Here is an 18,150-nt window from a genome sequence, read left to right as displayed (position 1 = left end):
GCACGAGCACAAGGACCAGCGGGGAGAGGCACGCGGAAGTTCATGACCCAGAACATAGAGGCACCCACCGACAAGATCGGCCAGGCCGCCCGCCGAGGTGCGTAGCCCCACCGATGAGATCCGTGGGGCCGGCCGGTCCAACCCACCATGACCCGGATCATCGCTGACATCTCCGTCTCCCTCGACGGCTTCGTCACCGGACCCGACGCCGGCCCGGACAACGGCCTCGGCACCGGAGGCCGACCCATCCACGCCTGGGCGTTCTCCGACGACCCGGACGACGCCCGCATCATGCGCGAGAGCACCGAACGCTCCGGCGCCGTCATCCTCGGCCGCAACCTGTTCGACGTCGTCGACGGCCCACAGGGCTGGAACGACGAGGTCGGCTACGGCGCCCGCGAAGCCGGCCGACCAGCCTTCTTCGTCGTCACCAGCACCCCACCCGCGTCCGTCCGGCTCACCGATCTGGACTGGACCTTCGTCACCACCGGCCTCCCCGACGCCATCGCCGCCGCCCGCCCCCACGCCGAGAAGGCGGGCGGCGACGTCGTCCTCATGGGCGGCGGCCGGCTCATCGGCTCCGCGCTCGCCGCCGGGCTGCTCGACACACTGGTCCTGCACCTCTCGCCGGTCGTCCTCGGATCAGGCACCTCGCTGTTCCTCAGCGGGCCGACCCGTCAGCTCACCCAGCGCAGTACCGTCGTCACCTCGACAGCCACCCACCTCACCTACGACGTCGGCTGAGGTGCCCACGAACGTCCAAAAACACCTACGCTCTAACACCTGAGAGAAGGATGAACTCTGGCCAGATCGGCATGGCTGGGCCGCATTCCGCGAACCTTCATGACCCTCAGCTCGGTCAGATTGGGCAGGTCGAGCAGTGGCGTGTAGTCGCGGTCCTGGGCCGCCAGCGTGTGTATCCACAGGTACTGCAGTCGCGGCAGGTCGCGCAAGAAGGCGAGGGAGTCGATCTGCGCTCTCCAGTCGCAAACCCTCCACCGCCCAGCGTCAAGTCTCCGGAGACCCTTCATCCGCCCGAGCGCTCCGGCTCCTTCGCCGCCAACGCCGCCTGGATGCTCCCCCACCACCACTGCAGCCCGAGCCCGCGACACGACCCTACGCCGTCAGATCGTCCACATCCCCGCCCGACTAACCCGCCCCCAACGACGCCCTGTCCTGCACCTACCCACCCACTGGCCCACCGCCACACCCTGGAACCGACTCTGGAGAACGTCTTCCAGACCTGACCCACACTCCACGGCCCGCCAGCACCCGACCCTGCCCCGGGAACCCCAAGACCGTCACGAGCAGACCACCGGAAAAGCTGGACAGACCAGCGACTCAGCTGTGCCCAGCCAACTACTCCTATCCCAAGATCAGCCCTCAGGGCCGATCCCGCGGATCGAGGCTTAGGGGCCAGACCCCTGAGGTTGCCAGGAGGCCCGGGGGCGGCCGGTGAGCGGAAACCGTGCCAGCACCCGTCGGGTACTGGCATCGGTCTCCGTCCACAGCAGTTCCCGCACCGTGAAAGACATGTCCAGAGCGGCGCCGCGTAGTCGTGCCCAACAGGCAGCCCCGGCGGCTGATGTCCGGGGGTGCACAACGGTGGAGTGAAACGGATACCCACTGCACCGCTGGGGCGGCAGAAGCAACTGGGCCCGAAGCGTCTCCAATTGGCCTTCTGTGTCGTCGATCATGACGATGACGCCTGCGCGACCTTCGTCCAAGCCGGAGAAGGCGCCGAGTCGGATCGGGAAAGGTGCTGTTAATGAGGTTGTCTGGGCGGCTCGATCGAGCAGAAGATCTGTGTCGAACGTCTCCTCGGGATAGGTGACGCTCACGTGGGCGGGCGCGATCCGGTACATCACCGGATCCCAGATCGAACGATGCTCGTCGACGGCACGCTGGGCCGGGCCGTCGAGGTGTACCGAAAGATGTCGCCGGGGAACGTCAGCCCCACGCTTGGCACCCATCGGGCAATTCTACGTGTTGTGGTCAGTCCCTGAGCCGAAGGGGCCCGCCAAATCCCATCCGCCTGACGAAGGCTTCCCGGGTGAGGTCCGAGAAGGCCATGACGTGCTCGACACCCGCGCCGGTGAAGTCGACCCCGGTGCGGAAGGGCTTCTGCCCACGGGGCTTGGCGATCACTGCGGCAAGCTCATCGGCCACCACTTGGGGATTCTGCTCCACCCCGGGTTGCGTGAGGCTGGGGTTGGCCTCCTCGTTGCTGGCCACGAGCGGGTCCAGGAACAAGTAGACCGCAGCAACCTCGGTGTCGGAGGCGTGAGAGGCTCGAGGGAAATGCTGTGCAGCTCTCGCAGAGTCGTCACGCGAAGTCCTTCGGGTCTGGGCGCTCACCGTGATCGGACGACCGCCAGAGCGGCACCGACCTTCACCGTCTCGTTCTCGCGCACCAGGATTTCCCGGACGATCCCGGTGACCGGCGACGGGATCTCAGTGTCGACCTTGTCGGTCGAGACTTCCAGCAGCGGCTCGCCCGCCCGCACCGAATCACCCGTCTGCTTCAGCCAGCGAGCCACCGTGCACTCGGTGATGCTCTCGCCCAGAGTCGGCATCCGGACGGTGGTGCCCTCGCCGCCGCCGGTCAGGGGCTGCTCGGCGGCGGCAGGGGGCACATCGGTCCGGCGGGTGGCCGGGGCCGGATCAGCGGAGCGACGCCGGAAGAATCCGAACAGAGCCATGGCAGCAGTCTGTCGTGCTGGCGACGCAATTGTCCCTACTCGAGGGGAGTCATGATGTGTGCGCTAGATCTTCGTGGCTCCGTGATCCAGGGTGAGCTGCGCACCCGTCATGGTCCGGGAGTCGTCGCTGGCCAGGAACAGCACACCGGCCGCGATGTCCTCGGGCTCGGAGATCGGCGGGTCGAAGAGGACCTGGCCCATGGCGTTCGCGTAGGAGGGGTTGTCGGCGAACACCTTCTGGGCCTCGGCGCCCATCTCGCCCATGGGAGTGCGCACACCCCAGGGGTGCACGGAGTTCACCCTGATGCGGTAGGGCGCTAGCTCGAGAGCAGCGGACTTCACCAGTCCTACGACACCGGCCTTGGCCGCGCTGTAGTGCGACTGGCCGGGCAGGGACTTGATGCCGGCGACGGAGCTGGTCGCGATGATGGAGCCGCCGTTGTTGGCCTCGATCATCGCCGGTACCGCGGCGCGCATGGTGTTGAAGACGCCGGTGAGGTTGATGTCGATCATGTCTTGCCAGCGCTGCGGGGACATTTCCCAGAACCGGCCCCAGGTGACGATGCCCGCGTTGGCGACCACGACGTCCAGGCGGCCCAGTTGGCTGACGCCGTCGCTCACCAGGGCTTCGAGAGCGGACAGATCCCGGACATCCGCGATGGCGTGGACGACTCGCCGGTCAAGCTTCTCCACCAGGGCGACGGTCTCGGCCAGGTCGTCCGGCGTGGGGGCGGGGTAGTCGGTGGCGGTGGGGGAGGCGCACAGGTCGGTGAGGATCAGGTCGGCTCCTTCCCGGGCGAAAGCCAGCGCCTCAGCGCGGCCCTGGCCTCGTGCGGCGCCGGTGACGAAGGCGACCTTGCCCTGCAGCTTGCTCATGACGTGACTCCAGTCCCCAGGCCGCTACCGCCCAGGTCTTCGGGGAAAATGATCGCGACGCGGGAGAGGGTGGCGCCGTCGGTGGCCGGCAGGCAGACGCCGGACATGTAGCCCGACTCGTCGCTGGCCAGGAAGAGAGCGACGTTGGCGTTGTCGCGCAGAACGGGTGGGCGCATGGCGGCGTTGGCCTTGTCCCAGGGCTGCAATTCTTCGTAGGACTTGCCCAGCACCGGCGCGTCGGGGGCCATGGCCAGGTTGGCGGACATGCCGTGGGTGGGACAGAGCGCGTTGACCCGGATCCCGAACCGGCCGAGCTCGAACGCGAGCACCTTCACCAGCCCGTTCACGCCGTGCTTGGAGGCGGTGTAGCTGATGAAGTGCGGGTAGGCCGCGTAGGACGAGGCCGAGCTGGTGACCACGATGTTCCCGCTGCCCTGGGCCTTCATCACCGGGGCGGCGGCCTTCGCGGCCAGGAACACTCCGGTCAGGTTGGTGGCCTGTACGGCGTTCCAATTCTCCAGCGTCAGATCCTCGAAGGCCACGGTGCCGAAACCGATCTCGGCGATCCCGGCGTTCGCGAACATGACGTCCAGCCGTCCCCAGGTGTCGGTGGCCAGCGCGACCGCCGCCTGCATGTCGGCCTCGACGCGTACGTCTGCCTGTCGCCAGACAGCCTGGCCGCCGGCCTCGCTCACCTCGCCGGCCACCTTCTCCGCGCGGTCGGCGATCAGGTCGGTGACGACCACCCGCGCGCCTTCGGCGGCGAACAGCAGCGCCGACTCCCGGCCCAGGCCCGAGCCCGCGCCGGTGATCACCACCACCTTGTCCTGCATGCGCCTGCCGACCTCCTTGTCGTTGCGTGCGGGGCCTTCGGCCTCGCTTGACCAGGGACCATACACCTCAATGTCAGATACGGACAGCGTGGCAGAATCTGACATGTAGATACGATCGGTGCTGTGAATGTGAGTCGCGAGAAGCTGTCCCTGGCCGAGCGCCGGCGCCAGGCCACCCTGCTGGAGCTCTCCGACATCGCTGCGGACCTGTTCGTGAACAGGGGAGTGGCGGCCACGACGGTGCAGGACATCGCCGACACCGCCGGCGTCTCCGCCCGCACCTTCCACCGGTACTTCCCGTCCAAGGCCGATGCTCTGGGCCCGTTCATCGAGCAAGGGCTGCTGCAGTACGTGTCCCGGGTCGAGGCGCTGCCGGTGGGCACTGCCCTGGTGGAGGGCCTGTGCGATGCCCTGGCGGGCTCACTGGCCAGCCCGAGAAGCCCTCTGGATCTCGAAGTGACCCGCCTCGTGGTCTCCACGCCGGAACTGAAACCTGCCTGGCTGCGCGCTCATGAGGAATGCGCGCTGGCCCTGGGGCCGATCCTGGCCCCGCACCTCGACCCGGGCACCGATGCCATCGCCCTGCGGTATGCCAGTGCGAGCGTGGTCACCGCGAACCGGCTGGCCGTGGAAAGCTGGATCGATCAGGGCGGCGAGCCCCGGGCCTTCCTGGAGCGGTGCCTGCGCCTGCTGACCCAAGGGGTACTTCTGCCCACGCGCTGAACGCGATGAGGTCTGATAGTGCCATGGACGACACCGACATCATCTGGGCCGATGCCGCCGAGTTGACCGCCGGCGCCCGCGACGGGCGGCTCACGGTCGCCCAGATCGCCGAGGCCATGATCGGGCGGATCCGGGCCGTGAACCCCGCGATCAACGCTCTGGTCCATTTCGACGAGGACCGCATCCACCGCGATGCCGCAGCCCTTGATGCCAAACGTGCGTCCGGACGTCCTCTGGGTGCCTTTTTCGGTGTTCCCTACACCCACAAAGAACTGACGCCCGTGGCCGGAGTGCCCCACACGCTCGGCTTCGCATTCCTGAAAGACTGCTTAGCGCAACACGACGCAATCGTGGTCGAACGTATGCGCGCCGCCGACGGACTGTACCTGGGGCAGACCAACAGCAGCGAAGGTGGCTACAGCGCCATCAGTCACAACCGGTTGTTCGGCGCGACTCGCAACCCCTGGAACCTTGAGCTGAGCCCCGGTGGTTCAAGCGGCGGCGCCGCCGCGGCGGTTGCGGCGGGCATCGGGCCTATTGCTGAAGGTACGGACGCCGGTGGGTCTGTTCGCGTGCCAGCGGCTTTCAGCGGGGTGGTCGGCTTCAAACCCACCACGGGCACGATCCCGCACACGCTGCTGCCGCAGCGATTCGTCAGCAATCTCAGTCACGGGGTGCTGGCGCGATCGGTGGCCGACGTGGTCACAACAATGGACGTCTGTGCTGGCTACGACGCTCGCGATCCTTTGTCTCGCAACGGTTTGGGTGAACCTGCCGGAGCGGGCCCAGAGGGGTGGAAGATTGCCTATTCGCCGGATCTGGGGTTTGCGGAGGTGGACGAGGAGGTCGCGGCGATCTGTCGTTCGGCTGTTGATGCTTTCACCGAACTGGGCGCGGAAGTCGTCGAGGCGACGCCGGACTGGGAGCGTCTGCAGGAGGCAATCTGGATGGGCGTGTGTGTGCCGGGTTTCGCGGGGATGCGGGGTGCGCTCGAATGGCCGTCGATGCGGGGTCAGCTGGCCGACGAGCTGATCGACCTGGTGCTGTACGGCGACGACGTGACTCTGGCCGAGGTCGCCCGGGGCGAAGCTCTACGCGGCAAGGTCTGGGACGCATTCGCCTCGTTCATGACCGGGCACCGGCTGCTGATCAGCCCGACCACCACCGTAGCCGCCTTCGGCGCCGAGGCCTTCGCCCCAGACCGCTACAGCGGCAGTTCGTTACGCGACCGGCTGTTCGGCTGGACCCTGACCCACCCGTTCAACATGACCACCAGCCCGGCCATCTCGGTGCCGTGCGGCTTCACCCGCGACGGCCGTCCGGTGGGTCTGCAGATCGCCGGGCGGATGAACGCCGACCACGACGTGCTGGCCGCGGCGGCCGCGTTCGAGCGGGTGCGGCCCTGGCGCGACAGGCGTCCGCCGATCTGAGTGGGCCTGGCCGGGGTGCCGGCCAGGCCCATCGGGTCAGTTGACGACGGTGTTGGTCCCGGCTCCGCCGGAGAGGGTGTCCTCGCCCGGCCCACCGGAGATGTAGTCGTCTCCGCTGTTGCCGAAGATCGTGTCGTCGCCGCTGTTGCCGTACAGCGTGTCGTTCTCGCGGCCGCCGTACAGCGAGTCGTTGCCCTGGTCGCCGGTGATGTAGTCGTCTCCGTCGTTGCCGTAGATGACGTCCGCGCCCTCACCTCCGCGCAGGTTGTCCGGACCGGCGCTGCCCTGGATCTCGTCGTTGCCGGCGTCGCCCCACACGTCGCCCTTCCAGCCCATGAGGGTGATGATGTCGTCGCCGAAGCCGCCCTTCACCATGGCCCCGGAACCGGCAGTGATCGTGTCCTGCCCGAAGTCGCCGCGGATGTCCGCGTCGATCTGATCGGCCCGCCCGGCGGTGTAGGTGTCGTCGCCGTCACCGAGGCGGATGTCGGTGATGTCGGCGCTGGTGTTGTTGGTGAAGGTCACCTTGTCGTCGCCGTCGTAGAGGTAGAAATCGGCGAGCGAGGCGTTCTCGACACGGGCCACCTCGCACCGGACCTTGGTCAGATCGGCGGCGTCCGGATAGGTGCAGCCCTCCTGGATCTCAATCTCCCGGGTGTCGTCGACGGTGTAGATCAGCTGGGTGCCGTCGGCCGACTCGTTCACCAGGATGTTCAGGGGGGTGTTCCAGGAGCCGATGCTGGCGTAGGTCAGGTAGTCGCGGACACCTTCCTCGTGGGTCTCCATGACGGCGATGACGGTGTTGCCGTCCGGTGCGGCCTGTGCGGCGGTGGCCGGCAGAACAGCGAAGCCGAGGCCCAGTAGGGGAGTGCTGAGGGCCAGGGCGGTCAGGCGACGGTTGTGGTGCGGGGACATGTGGGGGCCTCCAGGGAGTGGGGCGGTGTGCCCAGGTGGCAGAAAGATGCCAGAAAGACCCGATTTGGGCCGGGTAAACACAGGGAGACCAGGGTCACTTCCGGTTGATGGCGTTGCCCCTCACGAATCTGTCTGAGGTCCTGCCTCGTACGTCCAGAAAGACCGCACGGTCGCTCCGATCCCGGCCACCACCACGACGCAGGCAATGCCACCGGCCACCCATGAGACGGTCGGGGAGGTCAACGACGCCATGCCGCCCGCCCGCGCATCACCCAACCGCGGGCCGCCGGCCACCACCGTGACGAAAACTCCCTGCATGCGTCCCCTCATGTCGTCGGGTGCGAACGTCTGCAGGATGGTCTGCCGCAGTACGGCACTGACCAGGTCCGCCGCCCCCGCCAGGGCCAGCAGTGCGAACACCAGCCAGAGGTTCTGCCCCAGCCCGGCCAGCGCCACGCAGGCTCCCCAGCCGATCACCGCCAGGACCAGCGCCCGTCCCTGCCTGCGTACCCGGCCGATCCATCCGCCCAGCAGTCCGGCCACGACCGATCCCACCGCGATCGCCGCGTACAGCGGGCCCACGTTGCCGTCGAAGCGCTCTTCGGCGATCGCCGGGAACAGGGCCGTGGGCATGGCCAGCACCATGGCGCAGATGTCGACCAGGAACGACATCCACAGCATCGGACTACGGGCGATGAAAGCCAGCCCGTCGATGACCGACTGCAGCCCGAGCGTATTGCCCACTCCCGTGGGCGGAATCGACGGAAGCTCGAGCCCGGCCCACAGCGCGGCCGTGAACAGCACGGCGTCGGTGCCGTAGGCGAACAGGTAGCCGTGGGGCATCACCACCAGGGCGCCGGCCACCAGCGGGCCGATCACCTGGCCGATGTTGCCCATCGTGTAGTTCAGTGCGTTCGCGGCCGGCACCAGGTGCGGTTCGACCAAACGGGGGACGATTGCCCCTCTCGTTGAGGAGGAGACGGCGAACCCCGCGGCCTGGACGAAGATCAGCGCCAGGATCAGCCAGGGACTGCGGACGTCGAACAGCGTCTGCAGCAACAGGGCCAGCGTGATGGTCCAGGTGACGGTGGCCGAAAGCAGATACAGCGAGCGGCGATCCACGGCGTCGGCCACGGCGCCGCCGTACAGGCCGAACATGACGACGGGTACGAGACCGGCCAGGCCGACCATGCCGACGTAGAACGAGGAGTGCGTGATGTCCCACATCTGCACCGAGACGGCGACGGCGGTGAGCATGGAGCCGACGAAGGCCGCGCTCTGACCGATCAGCAGACGGCGGAACGCGGGGACGGCCAGAGGGCGGGTGTCGATCCCGATCCGGCGCAGTAGTGAGGTTTTCGGGTTCGTGGTGGTGGTCATTGCCATCCTGTGAGAAGAATTTCGGCGTGCCGCTGCAGCGCGTGGTCCGAAGCCGGCGTGCCGGTCGTCATCACGTGGGCCAGCAGCGGCCCGGTCAGTTGCGCGCGGGCCAGCCCGGTCTCGGGCATCCCCGCAGCGTGTCCGCGCACCCGCTCCAGCACGGCGATCGACGGCGGTGCGAGCAGGTCGGCCTCGCGGACCAGTTCGGCCACGCGCGGATCGTGCTGCGCCTCGCCGATCAGGGCCCGGTAGGCCAGGCCCGGTGGCTCGGTGGCCAGGAACCGGTTCAGCAGTTTCAGATAGCTGAGCAGTTCGGCCAGGGGGTCGTGGCAGGGCCCGTCGTTCTCGACGACCAGGTCCTCGACCGCGTCCTCGGCGCAGGCCTCGATCAGGATCTCGGCCTTGCTGGACCACCAGCGGTACACCGTCGGGCGCCCGACCCCGGCCCGCTCGGCGATGTTCTTCATCGTCATCGCCGCGTAGCCGATCTCGACGAGCAGGTCGTCGGCGGCCTCGAGCACCGCCTGCCGGGCCTGCTGGCTGCGCGGGCGGCCGGGGGAGGGGGTGGCGTTCACGAGACCATAATAACGTGTCAGCATGTAACGAAATCCGCCGGCGGCAAAGTGGTACATCCTGGCCCCGCCGGAGCCTGGGGGCCCGCGCCTAGCGTGGTCGGCATGAGCAATCCACTGGTACAGCGCCTGATCAGCGCTCTGAACAGCCACGACCTCGACAGCGTCACCGCCTGCTTCGCCCCCGACTTCCACGCCGAGTGGCCGGCCCACCCCAGCCGGGACATCCAGGGGCCCGAGCAGGTGCGCCGCAACTGGGAAATGATCTTCAAGATGTCACCCGACATCACGATCGAGATGACGAACTCGGTCGAGGTCGGCGAGGAGACCTGGGGCGAGTGGCACTACACGAAGGCGGCCGGGCAGGAGCTGCGCGGCGTCATCGTCGTGACCGTCCGGGACGGCCTGATCCGGCGCTCGCGGTTCTACATGGAGCCGGTCGACGGCCCGGACGCCGCGACCCCGGGCGGACCGCGCCTGGCCCGCGACTGACAGCAGGACCGATTTTGCACGCCTGACACAATGGAGCCGTGCGGCGGGACGACGACTTCGGGACCGCGCTGCGGACCCTGCGGCAACGGATCACTCCCAGTGAGGCCGGAGCGCCGCCGTCGCTACCCGCCGCCCGGCGCGTGCCGGGCCTGCGCCGCGACGAACTGGCCGCCGTCGTCGGCATCTCCGAGGAACACGTCAAGCGCCTGGAACAAGGCCGCCGCCGCCCCTCGCCCAGCGTGGTCGACGCCCTGGCCCGGGCCCTGCGGCTGACCTCGCTAGAGCACGACCGCCTGCGTGCCCTGGCCGGCTTCGCTGCCGCGCCGGAACCCGACGGCCTCGTGCCGCGTGAGGTCACCGAGCCGGCCCGCCGCATGCTCGACCGCCTCACCGAGGTCGCCGTCTGCATCTGCGACGCCACCTGGACGGTCCTCGACGCCAACAAGCTCTGGCACACCGACGTGTGCACGGTGCCGGACACCCCCGGCCGCGCCCGCAACGTGGTCTGGCGGGCCTTCACCGAGACCGGCCCCTCACCCTTCCTCGAGCCCGAGCAGCTCAGCGGCTTCCGCGCCACCGTTGTGGCCGAACTGCGCCAGGCCGCCCGCCGCTACCCCGCCGACACCGAGCTGACCTCGATGATCAGCGACCTGCTCACCCGCAGCCCCCAGTTCGCCCAGCTCTGGGACGCCCCACCGACCCAGGACGGCCCCGCCGACCGACTGCGGGTGCCGAGCCCCGTGCACGGCCACCTGTACCTGGACCTGGACGTGATGGTGATCAACCCCGGGGATCTGCGCGTAGTGGTCTACACCGCTGCCTGAGGCCTACCCCCAGCCAAAGGCGCTCGCTCCCGGCGTGGGCTCGGCTAGCGTCCTCGCCCATGAGCCCTGCGCAGCTTCCGCCGGCGGAGTACTACGCAAGCTTGCCCAAGCACATCGCCGCGGCAGGGGCTGTCATCCACGACGGCGCCGGACGGATCCTGCTCGTCCAGCCGGCCTACCGCGACGACACCTGGGAGATCCCCGGCGGCGGCCTCGACGCGGGGGAGGACCCATTGCAGGCCGTCGAACGCGAAGTCAGGGAGGAACTCGGCCGCGACCACACCCCCGGCAGGCTCCTCGTTGTCGACTGGGTCCCTGAACAGAGCGACGGGTGTCCACCCTTGGTGAACTACGTCTTCGACGGCGGTCTGATCACTGCCGAGCAGACCGGCACACAACTGACGCTGAACGCCGACGAGCTCATCGCATGGCACCTGGCCGCTCCCGACGAATGGGACACCCTCCTCGCCCCGCACATGGCCCGCCGTCTGCGGGCTTGTTCGCGGGCCCTCGCCGAAGGCACCACGCTCTACCTCCAGCACGGTTTCGCACCCGCTGCGCACCACATCTGAGGTCCCACTGCGTGTGGCCCAGGTACGGCACCGACCAGCCAGTGGCCACGGCCCTGATCCCTGTCGATTGCCGCTCCTGGCGGTCGCCTGATCCGAAAGGAATTCGCTGGCAATGCCTTTCCAGTCCACCGTCGACGTCCACATGATTCTGCGCCGCCCCGACGGGTGGGTCCTGCTGGCCGAACGAGCAGGCGGGTACGCCTCCGGCCTGCTGAACGTGCCCGGCGGGAAACTCGAAGCAGGCGAGGACGTCGTCACCGCGGCGGTCCGGGAAGCACGCGAAGAGCTCGCCGTCGACATCGACCCCGCCGACGTGCAGATGGTCTCGGTCATCCACCAGCGCAACCCCGACGGCGAGACCCGCGTCGGCTTCTTCTTCGCCACGGACACCTGGTCCGGTCAGCCGGTCAACGCCGAACCGGACAAGTGTGGCGGCCTGGTCTGGGCCGACCCCACCGACCTACCCGCCCACACCATCGCCTACAGCGCTGAAGGGCTGCTCGCCGCAGCGGCGGGGGAGTCCTTCCGCGTGTACGGCTGGGCCGACGGCCAAGACCACATCACGTTCGGCTGACCAAGGAGTCGGAGCCCAAGATCAGGCCTGGGCAGTGGTTTCATGACGCATGGAGATTCACGCCATCGATCCGCGTGACATCGAATGGGAAATCGCGGACCCCGTCTTCCGTGTGCACGTGCTGTCCCGCCAGCAGCAGTACGCGGGCCGTGGGGAGGGCGCAATCTGGTCCCAGGAGTGGGAATTCACCGACGCAGATGTGGAGGCGGTCATGCACTGGGTCGCCGAGAACTGCGCCGCAAACGACGGATACGTCGTCTACCTGGTGGTCCGCGACTCCTTGAACAGGCTGGGCCAGCACGAGCTCACCTACCGCGCGCCCGCCTGATGCCTGCCGCATCAGAGATATCCGTCCACCTGAGCCGTGCCGCCCGGGTTCTGCCGGACGACTGGTGCGTTGTTGGTGGCATCGGTGCGGTTTCGTCCCGATCCGGAGTCGCCCGTGTCCTTGCCGGACAGGTAGTCGGAAGCCTTCTGCTGGAATTCCGAGTTGATGACGCCCTGGGCGTGGAGGGCCCGAAGGTCTTTGGTGGTCAGGCCTCCCAGGGAGCGTTCTCCAACATGGCTCTCCACCGGGCCGAGGCCAGGTCAGTAGCAACGCCGGGAAACAATTCTCCGTGGGCGGGCGGCCACTTGAACTCCATCCCGGTGGCGGCAGTGATCATGTCGATGTCCGACTGCCTCAGCGGAGGGTAGGGCAGAGGGACCCTTGTGGGTTCGTTCCGCGACGGCGGTGCTGCCGAGATCGACACGTTGATGTTCATCTCGCCGTGCCTTTCCAGGTGGGGAGACCTTCGGGGCCGAATCGCGCACCGCCCGCGGCCTCCTCGACCAGGCGCTGTCAGCTGTGCTGGGGGAAGTGGATGGTCGGCGCAACCAGCGCCTGGAGCACCTGTCGTCAGGGGGAGTGTGTCCTTGAGTTCTCAGCCCTACGTCCTACCCAAAGAGATGCCCGCCTGGGGTCACCGGAGGGTGGGTGCCGCAGCGCCCTGGCCAGGCTCCGGCCGGGGAGGTGTAAGGCAGAGGTGTACCTGTGCCGTCTACGGTTGCGGGCTACCGGCTGACTCGAGGGGACCTGGTGAACGGTGCAACGGATGGGCTGTCGTGGCAGACGCGCTGGCCCGGCATGCTGAAAGACGTCGAGATCATCCAGGGCACCGTGCTCTGCCGGGCCGGAGCGTACGCCGGAGGGCATCGCTGGGGGCAGGAGGATCTCGCGGCAGCGCACACCGCCTACCCCGACCAACAGGTCGCTTAGTTCTGACCGGCACGCGCTGTGCATTGGGGGCCGCCGAAACGGTGGCGGCCGAGTGTCAGCCCCGGCGCCGAAGGGCCCCGAACCGAGGTGGCGCGAGCCGGACGGGCATCTGTTCACCGGTTGGCTGCTGCAGTGGCCCGGCATCGTCGACCGCGTCGAGATCTGGGACGGGACCCTCGTGTACGAGCTACGAGGGTTCAGCGAGAAGACGGAGTGGACCGACGCTGACGTGGAGCACGCCCGGCGGGTCTACCCGGGACAGCCCGTTGCGGTGTCCGACGGGCAGGGCCTCTTGTTCATCGGACCAGCCGCCGAGCAACTGGCTGCGGGCAGGCCGATTTCGTGACGGCGTCCTGTTCTGACGGAATGCCCCCGAGCTCGAGAAACCGTTAGCGCACGCCGTACTCGGCGTCGGTCACGTGCTGGAGCCAGGTCACGACCTGCCCGCTGTCGTCGGCCTCCTGGATGGCGATGTGCGCCATGAACCGCTCCGGGGTGGCGCCGTGCCAGTGCTCCTCGCCGGGTTCGATGTAGACGACGTCGCCCGGGCGGATCTCCTGCACGCCGTCGCGGGTGGCCACCAGGCCCACGCCGTCGGTGACGTAGAGGGTCTGGCCCTTGGGGTGGTGGTGCCAGGCGGTGCGGGCGCCCGGGGTGAAGCGGACGTGCGCGCATGCCACCGAAGACTGCTCGTCGGGGTTGCGGACGCCGTCGATGTAGACGGTGCCGGTGAACCAGTCTGCCGGTCCCGTCGCCGTCTGACCGCTGCTCTTCGTGAACTTCATGGTGTCTCCAGGGGGATCTTGAAATAGCGGATATGGCGTATCCGCTTGAGGGCAAGCGTAACACCTAAGCGGATGGATCGAATCCGCTTAGGTGTTAGCCTGGCGGCATGCCCAGCCCTGGCCAGCGGTCTCTTCGCAAGGACGCCGCCGAGAACCGCGAGCGTCTGCTGGCCTCCGCGGCGCAGCTGTTCGCCGAGCGCGGCCTGACGGTCACGCTGAACGACATCGCGCACCACGCTGGGGTCGGTGTGGGCACGGCCTACCGGCGCTTCGCCAACAAGGAAGAGGTCATCGACGCCCTCTTCGAGCAGCAGCTGACGGCGATGGCCGAGGTGGCCCATGAGGCCCTGAGCGACCCCGACGCGTGGAACGGCCTGCTGATGTATCTGGAGCGGGCCCTGCACATGCAGCACGGTGACCGGGGTCTGGCCGAGATCATGAACAACCCGGTGCTCGGCGATGCGCGGGTGCAGGATGCCCGCGACCGGATCGCCCCGATCATCGCCGAGCTGGTGGCGAAGGCCAAGGTGCAGGGGGTCGTACGCCCCGACTTCGAGCAGTCCGACCTGGTTTTCATGCAGGTCGCGCTGTCGGCCGTCATGGACAGCGCCCGGGACATCGAGCCCGAGCTGTACCGCCGCTACCTGACCATCTTCCTCGACGGAATCCGCACCGAGCGCGGGCAGTTCACGCCGTTCCCGGTGGACGCGCTGACGGCGGAGCAGACCCATCGCGCGATGACGAGGAAACGACGCCCGACTGCCTGACCGCACCCTTGAGCAGGGGCGCGGCCACGGCTTAGCCGGCCAGTCGGCTCAGTTGCGGCACGGTCGTCGGGTCGGCCGGGTTCTTGCGGGTGGCGTACTGCGGTACGGGCGTGGTGTCCTCGCCGTTGTCCCGGGTCAGCCCGTACCGAAGAGGGCCGTCGGCGGCGGGCGGGGTGAAGAGGTCGTCGCGGATCTGCTTCCTGGACACCAGGTGGATGTACAGGTTGTAGTCCGCGCCTCGCTCGTTCTGGTTCAGGGTCACCGTGCCGTCGAGGTAGTAGTACTCGAAGTGCCACATCTGTTGCGCCTTGGGCGGGAGCACGTCGAAGCCGTCCGCGTCGTTCCCCATGTGCGTAGCGCCGGCCTCTGCGCCGGGAACGGCGTCGTCCATGCGCATTCCACCGCCGGAGGCCACGTGAAAGAGCTTCCCCCGCAGTCCGGTCCAGCTGGGCGGGGCGACGGGCCCGGAACGCTCGTGGTAGGGCAGCTGGTACTCGACCCGAATGTAGCCCTGCCCCTGGTACGTGACGTTCTGGCCGCGGTAGATCAGGCTGACCACCTCGGCGCGCGGGTCGTTGTCCTGGCTGGCGGTGATGTTCACGCCGGTCTGAGGCCGGTCCGGAAGCGGCGCCGGCCGGCGGGCCTTCTTCGGGGCCTTGTCAGCGGCGTCGACGACGCTGCCGTACAAGCCGCGTGGCTGCGCAGCGGCGGTCTTACTCGGGGTGGCGCGTCGGGTCGGGGTGATGCGGGGCCGGGGGCTGGCAGTGGGCGTCCGGGGTGAGGTGGGTGTAGGGGAGGCTACGACGGCCGGGGGAGCCGGGGCAGGCTCACGCTGTTGTAGGAAGAGGGTGCTGCCCACCCCGGCCGTCAGCACGGTCAGGCCGGCGGTGGCCAGCGCCAGGGGCTTGGTCAAGAAGCCGTGGCTCACCAGGGCGCCGGTACCGATGGTGTGCGCGCTGACGGTGGCCGCGGAGCCTGCGCTCGTGGCCTTCAGCAGCCAGATCGCCCCCAGGCCCACCGGCACCGGCGTGAGGAACAGCGAACGCATCAGCTTCTCGACCGGTATTAGTCCGCCCGGCTGAGTGCCGCAGATCGGGCAGTCGCGGCCGAGATGACGAGCGACCCGCTTGCGCCACAACGGACTCGGTGAGCCGTCCCAATCGTCCACAATTTGACCCAAACTGGCGCAGTGCGAACGGTGACGCACCGCGGCCACCACGGCCCGGGACGTCTCCAGTTGGGCTCGTAGGCGGTGCAGGCGCACGGCGACGTGCGACGGCGAAAGCTGCAACGCGGTGAGCAGGTCGTCGCGCGTCAGTTCGCCCATCAGTTCAAGACACCACAGCGACAACAGGTCCCGGTCGTCCGGATCCAGCCAGCGGACGGCCTCGGCCAGGTCCTGCCGCTGACCGTCCAGCCCCAGCCGCAGAATGGTGACGTCGGCGAAGTCCGGCTCGGGAACGGCCTCGGCCGGGGCCAGGGGCCGGGTGCGTGCGCGTAGCGTCTGCCGCTCCTGGATGCGGTTGCGGATCTGCCGCACGGCGATCGCGGCCAGCCAGGACCGGAAACGCTCGGGCTCGCGCAGAGCCGGCAGGTTCCCGACCGCCCTCAGCAGGGTCTCCTGCACCACGTCGTCCACGTCCGCGGGCTGGTCCAGCGCCCGTCCGACGATGTTGTACAGCAGCGGCAGGTACGCCGCGACCAGCTCCTCCAGCGCACCGGTGTCCCCGGCCTGCGCGGCCTCGACGACGGCGGCCGGGACCACCGGGACGGTTCGCATCGACATACACCTGCATCTGTACCGGTCGGAGAGGGCACGGGCGGAACATCCTGCCTCAGGTCAGGCGGCGAAAAAACCTCACGGTTTTGTGTTGTGACCGTCGTCCTGACCGGTCTCCAAACGGGAACTCTCGTTCCCGAGCCCTCTCGGGCGTCCTCAAATTTTGTGTAATCCCGAGTCGGCGGTGCGGTCCCCGAGTCACGGGTGTCGTTCGAGCGCACCCCATCCCTGCAACCGCGAAAGGCACGTCCAATGCGACCATCAGCCACCGTCAGCCGCCGTCACCTGCTCCTGGGAGCAGGATCGGTCGGGGCCCTCGGCGTCGTCGGCGCCGTCGTGGGAACGGCATCGGCGGCCCAGCCCACCGTCACCACGGCGGCTGCGGTTCCGAAGCCGTTCGCACACCCGGGTCTGCTGCACACCACCGCGGACTTCGACCGCATCAAGGACAAGATCAAGGCCAGCGATCCGCTGGTCACGTCGGGATGGCAGCGATTGACCGCCAACGGCCGGGCCCGCGCATCCTGGTCCCCGCGCCCACTGAAGACAGTGGTCCGAGGAGGCGTGGGGCAGAACTACGCGCAGCTGTACCCCGACGTGCATGCCGCGTACCAGAACGCGCTGCGCTGGCGGATCAGTGGTGACACCGCCCATGCCGATACGGCCGCGAACATCCTGAACGCCTGGTCCTCCACGCTCACCCAGGTCACCGGCAACGCCGATCGCTTCCTCGCGGCCGGCCTGTACGGCTATCAGCTGGCCAATGCGGCGGAACTCCTTCGCGGCTACAGCGGTTTCGACCTGGCCGGGCTGCAAGACCTGCTGAAGAACGTGTTCTACCCGCTGAACGACCAGTTCCTGACCCATCACAACGGTGCCAGCATCACCAACTACTGGGCCAACTGGGACCTCTGCTCGGTCGCTTCCACCATGGCCATCGGCATCCTGTGCGACGACCGCAGTCTCTTCGACCGGGCCGTGACCTACATGCACAGCGGGCCCGGCAACGGCTCGATCCCGCACGCCATCCCGTTCATTCACGGAAACCTCGGGCAGTGGCAGGAAAGCGGCCGCGACCAGGGGCACACCGTGATGGGCGTGGGCCTGATGGGCACCATCTGCGAAATGGCCTGGAACCAGAAGGTCGACCTGTACGGCCACGATGACAACCGCTTCCTCAAAGGCGCGGAGTACGTGGCGAAATACAACCTCGGACAGGACGTCCCGTTCACCACCTACCAGTGGGGCACCGGGGTCAGCGGCGCGCTGCGCACACAGCCGGTCATCTCCTCGGCCTCGCGGGGCCAGATCCGGCCGGTCTGGGAACTGGTCCTCAACCACTACACGCAGCGGCGCGGGCTCAAGGCCCCGCACGTGGCGGCGATGGCCCAGAAGGTCAGGGCCGAGGGTGGCGGTGGCGACTACGGCCCGGCCAGTGGAGGTTTCGACCAGCTCGGGTTCGGCACGCTGATGTTCACCCGGGACAAGAGCACGGACATCCCGGGAGCCGCTGCGCCGATTCCGACGGCCACGCCCGGCAAACCGCGTCGTCGGCGCCCGAGGTGGCGGGCTCGCCCCACTGCCAGCCCGTCCTGACGTCGGTTCGAAAGCGGGCCTCGCGGCGTTTCCGGTTCGCGAGGCCCGTTTTTGGACGTCTGTGGGCACCA

At 68.3% G+C, this 18,150-nt stretch carries 22 protein-coding genes and 2 pseudogenes; 13 read left to right on the top strand and 11 right to left on the bottom strand.

Translation table 11 applies throughout. From position 1 onward, the window contains the following. The first annotated feature begins 147 nt into the window (after positions 1-147). Together QSK18_RS18445 and QSK18_RS36280 are read left to right on the top strand one after the other, a co-directional pair. On the top strand, positions 148-744 hold the full coding sequence (locus tag QSK18_RS18445; protein ID WP_285621018.1) for a dihydrofolate reductase family protein: 597 nt from the start codon (positions 148-150) through the stop codon (positions 742-744). A gap of 351 nt (positions 745-1,095) precedes the next feature. Next, positions 1,096-1,260, top strand: a pseudogene (locus QSK18_RS36280) (IS1380 family transposase); the annotation flags it as partial. A gap of 149 nt (positions 1,261-1,409) precedes the next feature. Here the strand turns inward: QSK18_RS36280 and QSK18_RS18440 are convergent. The 5 genes and pseudogenes from QSK18_RS18440 to QSK18_RS18420 all read right to left on the bottom strand — a co-directional run bounded on the left by QSK18_RS18440 (position 1,410) and on the right by QSK18_RS18420 (position 4,411). Beyond that, positions 1,410-1,973: a 2'-5' RNA ligase family protein gene (locus tag QSK18_RS18440; protein ID WP_232809776.1), complete on the bottom strand. Its 564-nt coding sequence runs from the start codon at positions 1,971-1,973 to the stop codon at positions 1,410-1,412. Between the two features lie 22 nt (positions 1,974-1,995). Continuing rightward, positions 1,996-2,235 carry a hypothetical protein gene (locus QSK18_RS18435; protein WP_232809777.1) on the bottom strand — a complete coding sequence of 80 codons (240 nt, stop codon included), beginning with the start codon at positions 2,233-2,235 and terminating at the stop codon, positions 1,996-1,998. Between the two features lie 131 nt (positions 2,236-2,366). Continuing rightward, positions 2,367-2,702, bottom strand: a pseudogene (locus QSK18_RS18430) (lipoyl domain-containing protein); the annotation flags it as partial. A 63-nt stretch (positions 2,703-2,765) separates the two neighbouring features. Next, the gene (locus QSK18_RS18425; RefSeq protein ID WP_232809779.1) at positions 2,766-3,578 is read right to left on the bottom strand and encodes a mycofactocin-coupled SDR family oxidoreductase; all 813 of its coding nucleotides are present in this window, start codon (positions 3,576-3,578) and stop codon (positions 2,766-2,768) included. Then, positions 3,575-4,411, bottom strand: a complete 837-nt coding sequence (locus QSK18_RS18420) for an SDR family NAD(P)-dependent oxidoreductase (protein WP_285621016.1) — start codon at positions 4,409-4,411, stop codon at positions 3,575-3,577. Before QSK18_RS18420 ends, QSK18_RS18425 begins: the two co-directional genes overlap by 4 nt. A gap of 123 nt (positions 4,412-4,534) precedes the next feature. Here QSK18_RS18420 and QSK18_RS18415 point away from each other — a divergent pair, with 123 nt between their 5' ends. After that, positions 4,535-5,134: a TetR family transcriptional regulator gene (locus QSK18_RS18415; RefSeq protein ID WP_285621015.1), complete on the top strand. Its 600-nt coding sequence runs from the start codon at positions 4,535-4,537 to the stop codon at positions 5,132-5,134. Between the two features lie 23 nt (positions 5,135-5,157). Continuing rightward, a complete protein-coding gene (locus QSK18_RS18410; protein WP_285621014.1) occupies positions 5,158-6,564 on the top strand; it encodes an amidase in 1,407 nt (468 codons plus the stop codon). Positions 6,565-6,600: 36 nt separating this feature from the next. On the opposite strand, the gene QSK18_RS18405 is transcribed toward QSK18_RS18410, so the two are convergent. The 3 genes from QSK18_RS18405 to QSK18_RS18395 all read right to left on the bottom strand — a co-directional run bounded on the left by QSK18_RS18405 (position 6,601) and on the right by QSK18_RS18395 (position 9,434). Further along, positions 6,601-7,479 carry a calcium-binding protein gene (locus QSK18_RS18405; protein ID WP_232809783.1) on the bottom strand — a complete coding sequence of 293 codons (879 nt, stop codon included), beginning with the start codon at positions 7,477-7,479 and terminating at the stop codon, positions 6,601-6,603. 120 nt (positions 7,480-7,599) lie between these two features. After that, positions 7,600-8,859 (bottom strand): MFS transporter, encoded by a 1,260-nt coding sequence (locus tag QSK18_RS18400; protein ID WP_285621013.1) that lies wholly within the window; start codon positions 8,857-8,859, stop codon positions 7,600-7,602. After that, positions 8,856-9,434: a TetR/AcrR family transcriptional regulator gene (locus QSK18_RS18395; protein ID WP_285621011.1), complete on the bottom strand. Its 579-nt coding sequence runs from the start codon at positions 9,432-9,434 to the stop codon at positions 8,856-8,858. Before QSK18_RS18395 ends, QSK18_RS18400 begins: the two co-directional genes overlap by 4 nt. A gap of 102 nt (positions 9,435-9,536) precedes the next feature. Here QSK18_RS18395 and QSK18_RS18390 point away from each other — a divergent pair, with 102 nt between their 5' ends. The 5 genes from QSK18_RS18390 (at position 9,537) to QSK18_RS18370 (ending at position 12,221) form a co-directional block, all read left to right on the top strand. Further along, the gene (locus QSK18_RS18390; RefSeq protein ID WP_285621009.1) at positions 9,537-9,923 is read left to right on the top strand and encodes a nuclear transport factor 2 family protein; all 387 of its coding nucleotides are present in this window, start codon (positions 9,537-9,539) and stop codon (positions 9,921-9,923) included. Between the two features lie 38 nt (positions 9,924-9,961). Beyond that, positions 9,962-10,747: a helix-turn-helix domain-containing protein gene (locus QSK18_RS18385; RefSeq protein ID WP_232809787.1), complete on the top strand. Its 786-nt coding sequence runs from the start codon at positions 9,962-9,964 to the stop codon at positions 10,745-10,747. A gap of 59 nt (positions 10,748-10,806) precedes the next feature. After that, on the top strand, positions 10,807-11,319 hold the full coding sequence (locus tag QSK18_RS18380; protein WP_285621005.1) for an NUDIX domain-containing protein: 513 nt from the start codon (positions 10,807-10,809) through the stop codon (positions 11,317-11,319). A gap of 112 nt (positions 11,320-11,431) precedes the next feature. Beyond that, positions 11,432-11,893 carry an NUDIX domain-containing protein gene (locus QSK18_RS18375; protein ID WP_232809789.1) on the top strand — a complete coding sequence of 154 codons (462 nt, stop codon included), beginning with the start codon at positions 11,432-11,434 and terminating at the stop codon, positions 11,891-11,893. 49 nt (positions 11,894-11,942) lie between these two features. After that, entirely contained in the window at positions 11,943-12,221 is a 279-nt protein-coding gene (locus tag QSK18_RS18370; RefSeq protein WP_285621001.1) for a hypothetical protein, read from the top strand. Positions 12,222-12,232: 11 nt separating this feature from the next. Here QSK18_RS18370 and QSK18_RS18365 read toward each other — a convergent pair whose 3' ends face one another. Beyond that, the gene (locus QSK18_RS18365; protein ID WP_285620998.1) at positions 12,233-12,466 is read right to left on the bottom strand and encodes a hypothetical protein; all 234 of its coding nucleotides are present in this window, start codon (positions 12,464-12,466) and stop codon (positions 12,233-12,235) included. A gap of 505 nt (positions 12,467-12,971) precedes the next feature. On the opposite strand from QSK18_RS18365, the gene QSK18_RS18360 reads away from it, so the two are divergent. Together QSK18_RS18360 and QSK18_RS18355 are read left to right on the top strand one after the other, a co-directional pair. Further along, positions 12,972-13,151: a hypothetical protein gene (locus QSK18_RS18360; protein WP_285620995.1), complete on the top strand. Its 180-nt coding sequence runs from the start codon at positions 12,972-12,974 to the stop codon at positions 13,149-13,151. 52 nt (positions 13,152-13,203) lie between these two features. After that, entirely contained in the window at positions 13,204-13,497 is a 294-nt protein-coding gene (locus tag QSK18_RS18355) for a hypothetical protein (protein WP_232809793.1), read from the top strand. Positions 13,498-13,540: 43 nt separating this feature from the next. Here the strand turns inward: QSK18_RS18355 and QSK18_RS18350 are convergent, their stop codons facing one another. Beyond that, positions 13,541-13,936, bottom strand: coding sequence for a (R)-mandelonitrile lyase (locus QSK18_RS18350; protein WP_232809794.1), 396 nt, complete (start codon positions 13,934-13,936; stop codon positions 13,541-13,543). Positions 13,937-14,043: 107 nt separating this feature from the next. Here QSK18_RS18350 and QSK18_RS18345 point away from each other — a divergent pair, with 107 nt between their 5' ends. After that, complete coding sequence (locus tag QSK18_RS18345; protein ID WP_232809795.1) at positions 14,044-14,703, top strand: TetR/AcrR family transcriptional regulator; 660 nt, start codon at positions 14,044-14,046, stop codon at positions 14,701-14,703. 31 nt (positions 14,704-14,734) lie between these two features. Here the strand turns inward: QSK18_RS18345 and QSK18_RS18340 are convergent, their stop codons facing one another. After that, complete coding sequence (locus QSK18_RS18340; RefSeq protein ID WP_285620988.1) at positions 14,735-16,483, bottom strand: RNA polymerase sigma factor; 1,749 nt, start codon at positions 16,481-16,483, stop codon at positions 14,735-14,737. 252 nt (positions 16,484-16,735) lie between these two features. On the opposite strand from QSK18_RS18340, the gene QSK18_RS18335 reads away from it, so the two are divergent. Then, positions 16,736-18,079, top strand: a complete 1,344-nt coding sequence (locus tag QSK18_RS18335; RefSeq protein WP_285620982.1) for an alginate lyase family protein — start codon at positions 16,736-16,738, stop codon at positions 18,077-18,079. The last annotated feature ends 71 nt before the right edge of the window (positions 18,080-18,150 follow it).

It is taken from the genome of Kineosporia sp. NBRC 101677 (genome assembly GCF_030269265.1).
Taxonomy (GTDB): domain Bacteria; phylum Actinomycetota; class Actinomycetes; order Actinomycetales; family Kineosporiaceae; genus Kineosporia; species Kineosporia rhizophila.
The sequence above is the reverse complement of the archived record's forward strand: the minus strand, read 5'-3'. Positions and strand labels throughout refer to the sequence as shown.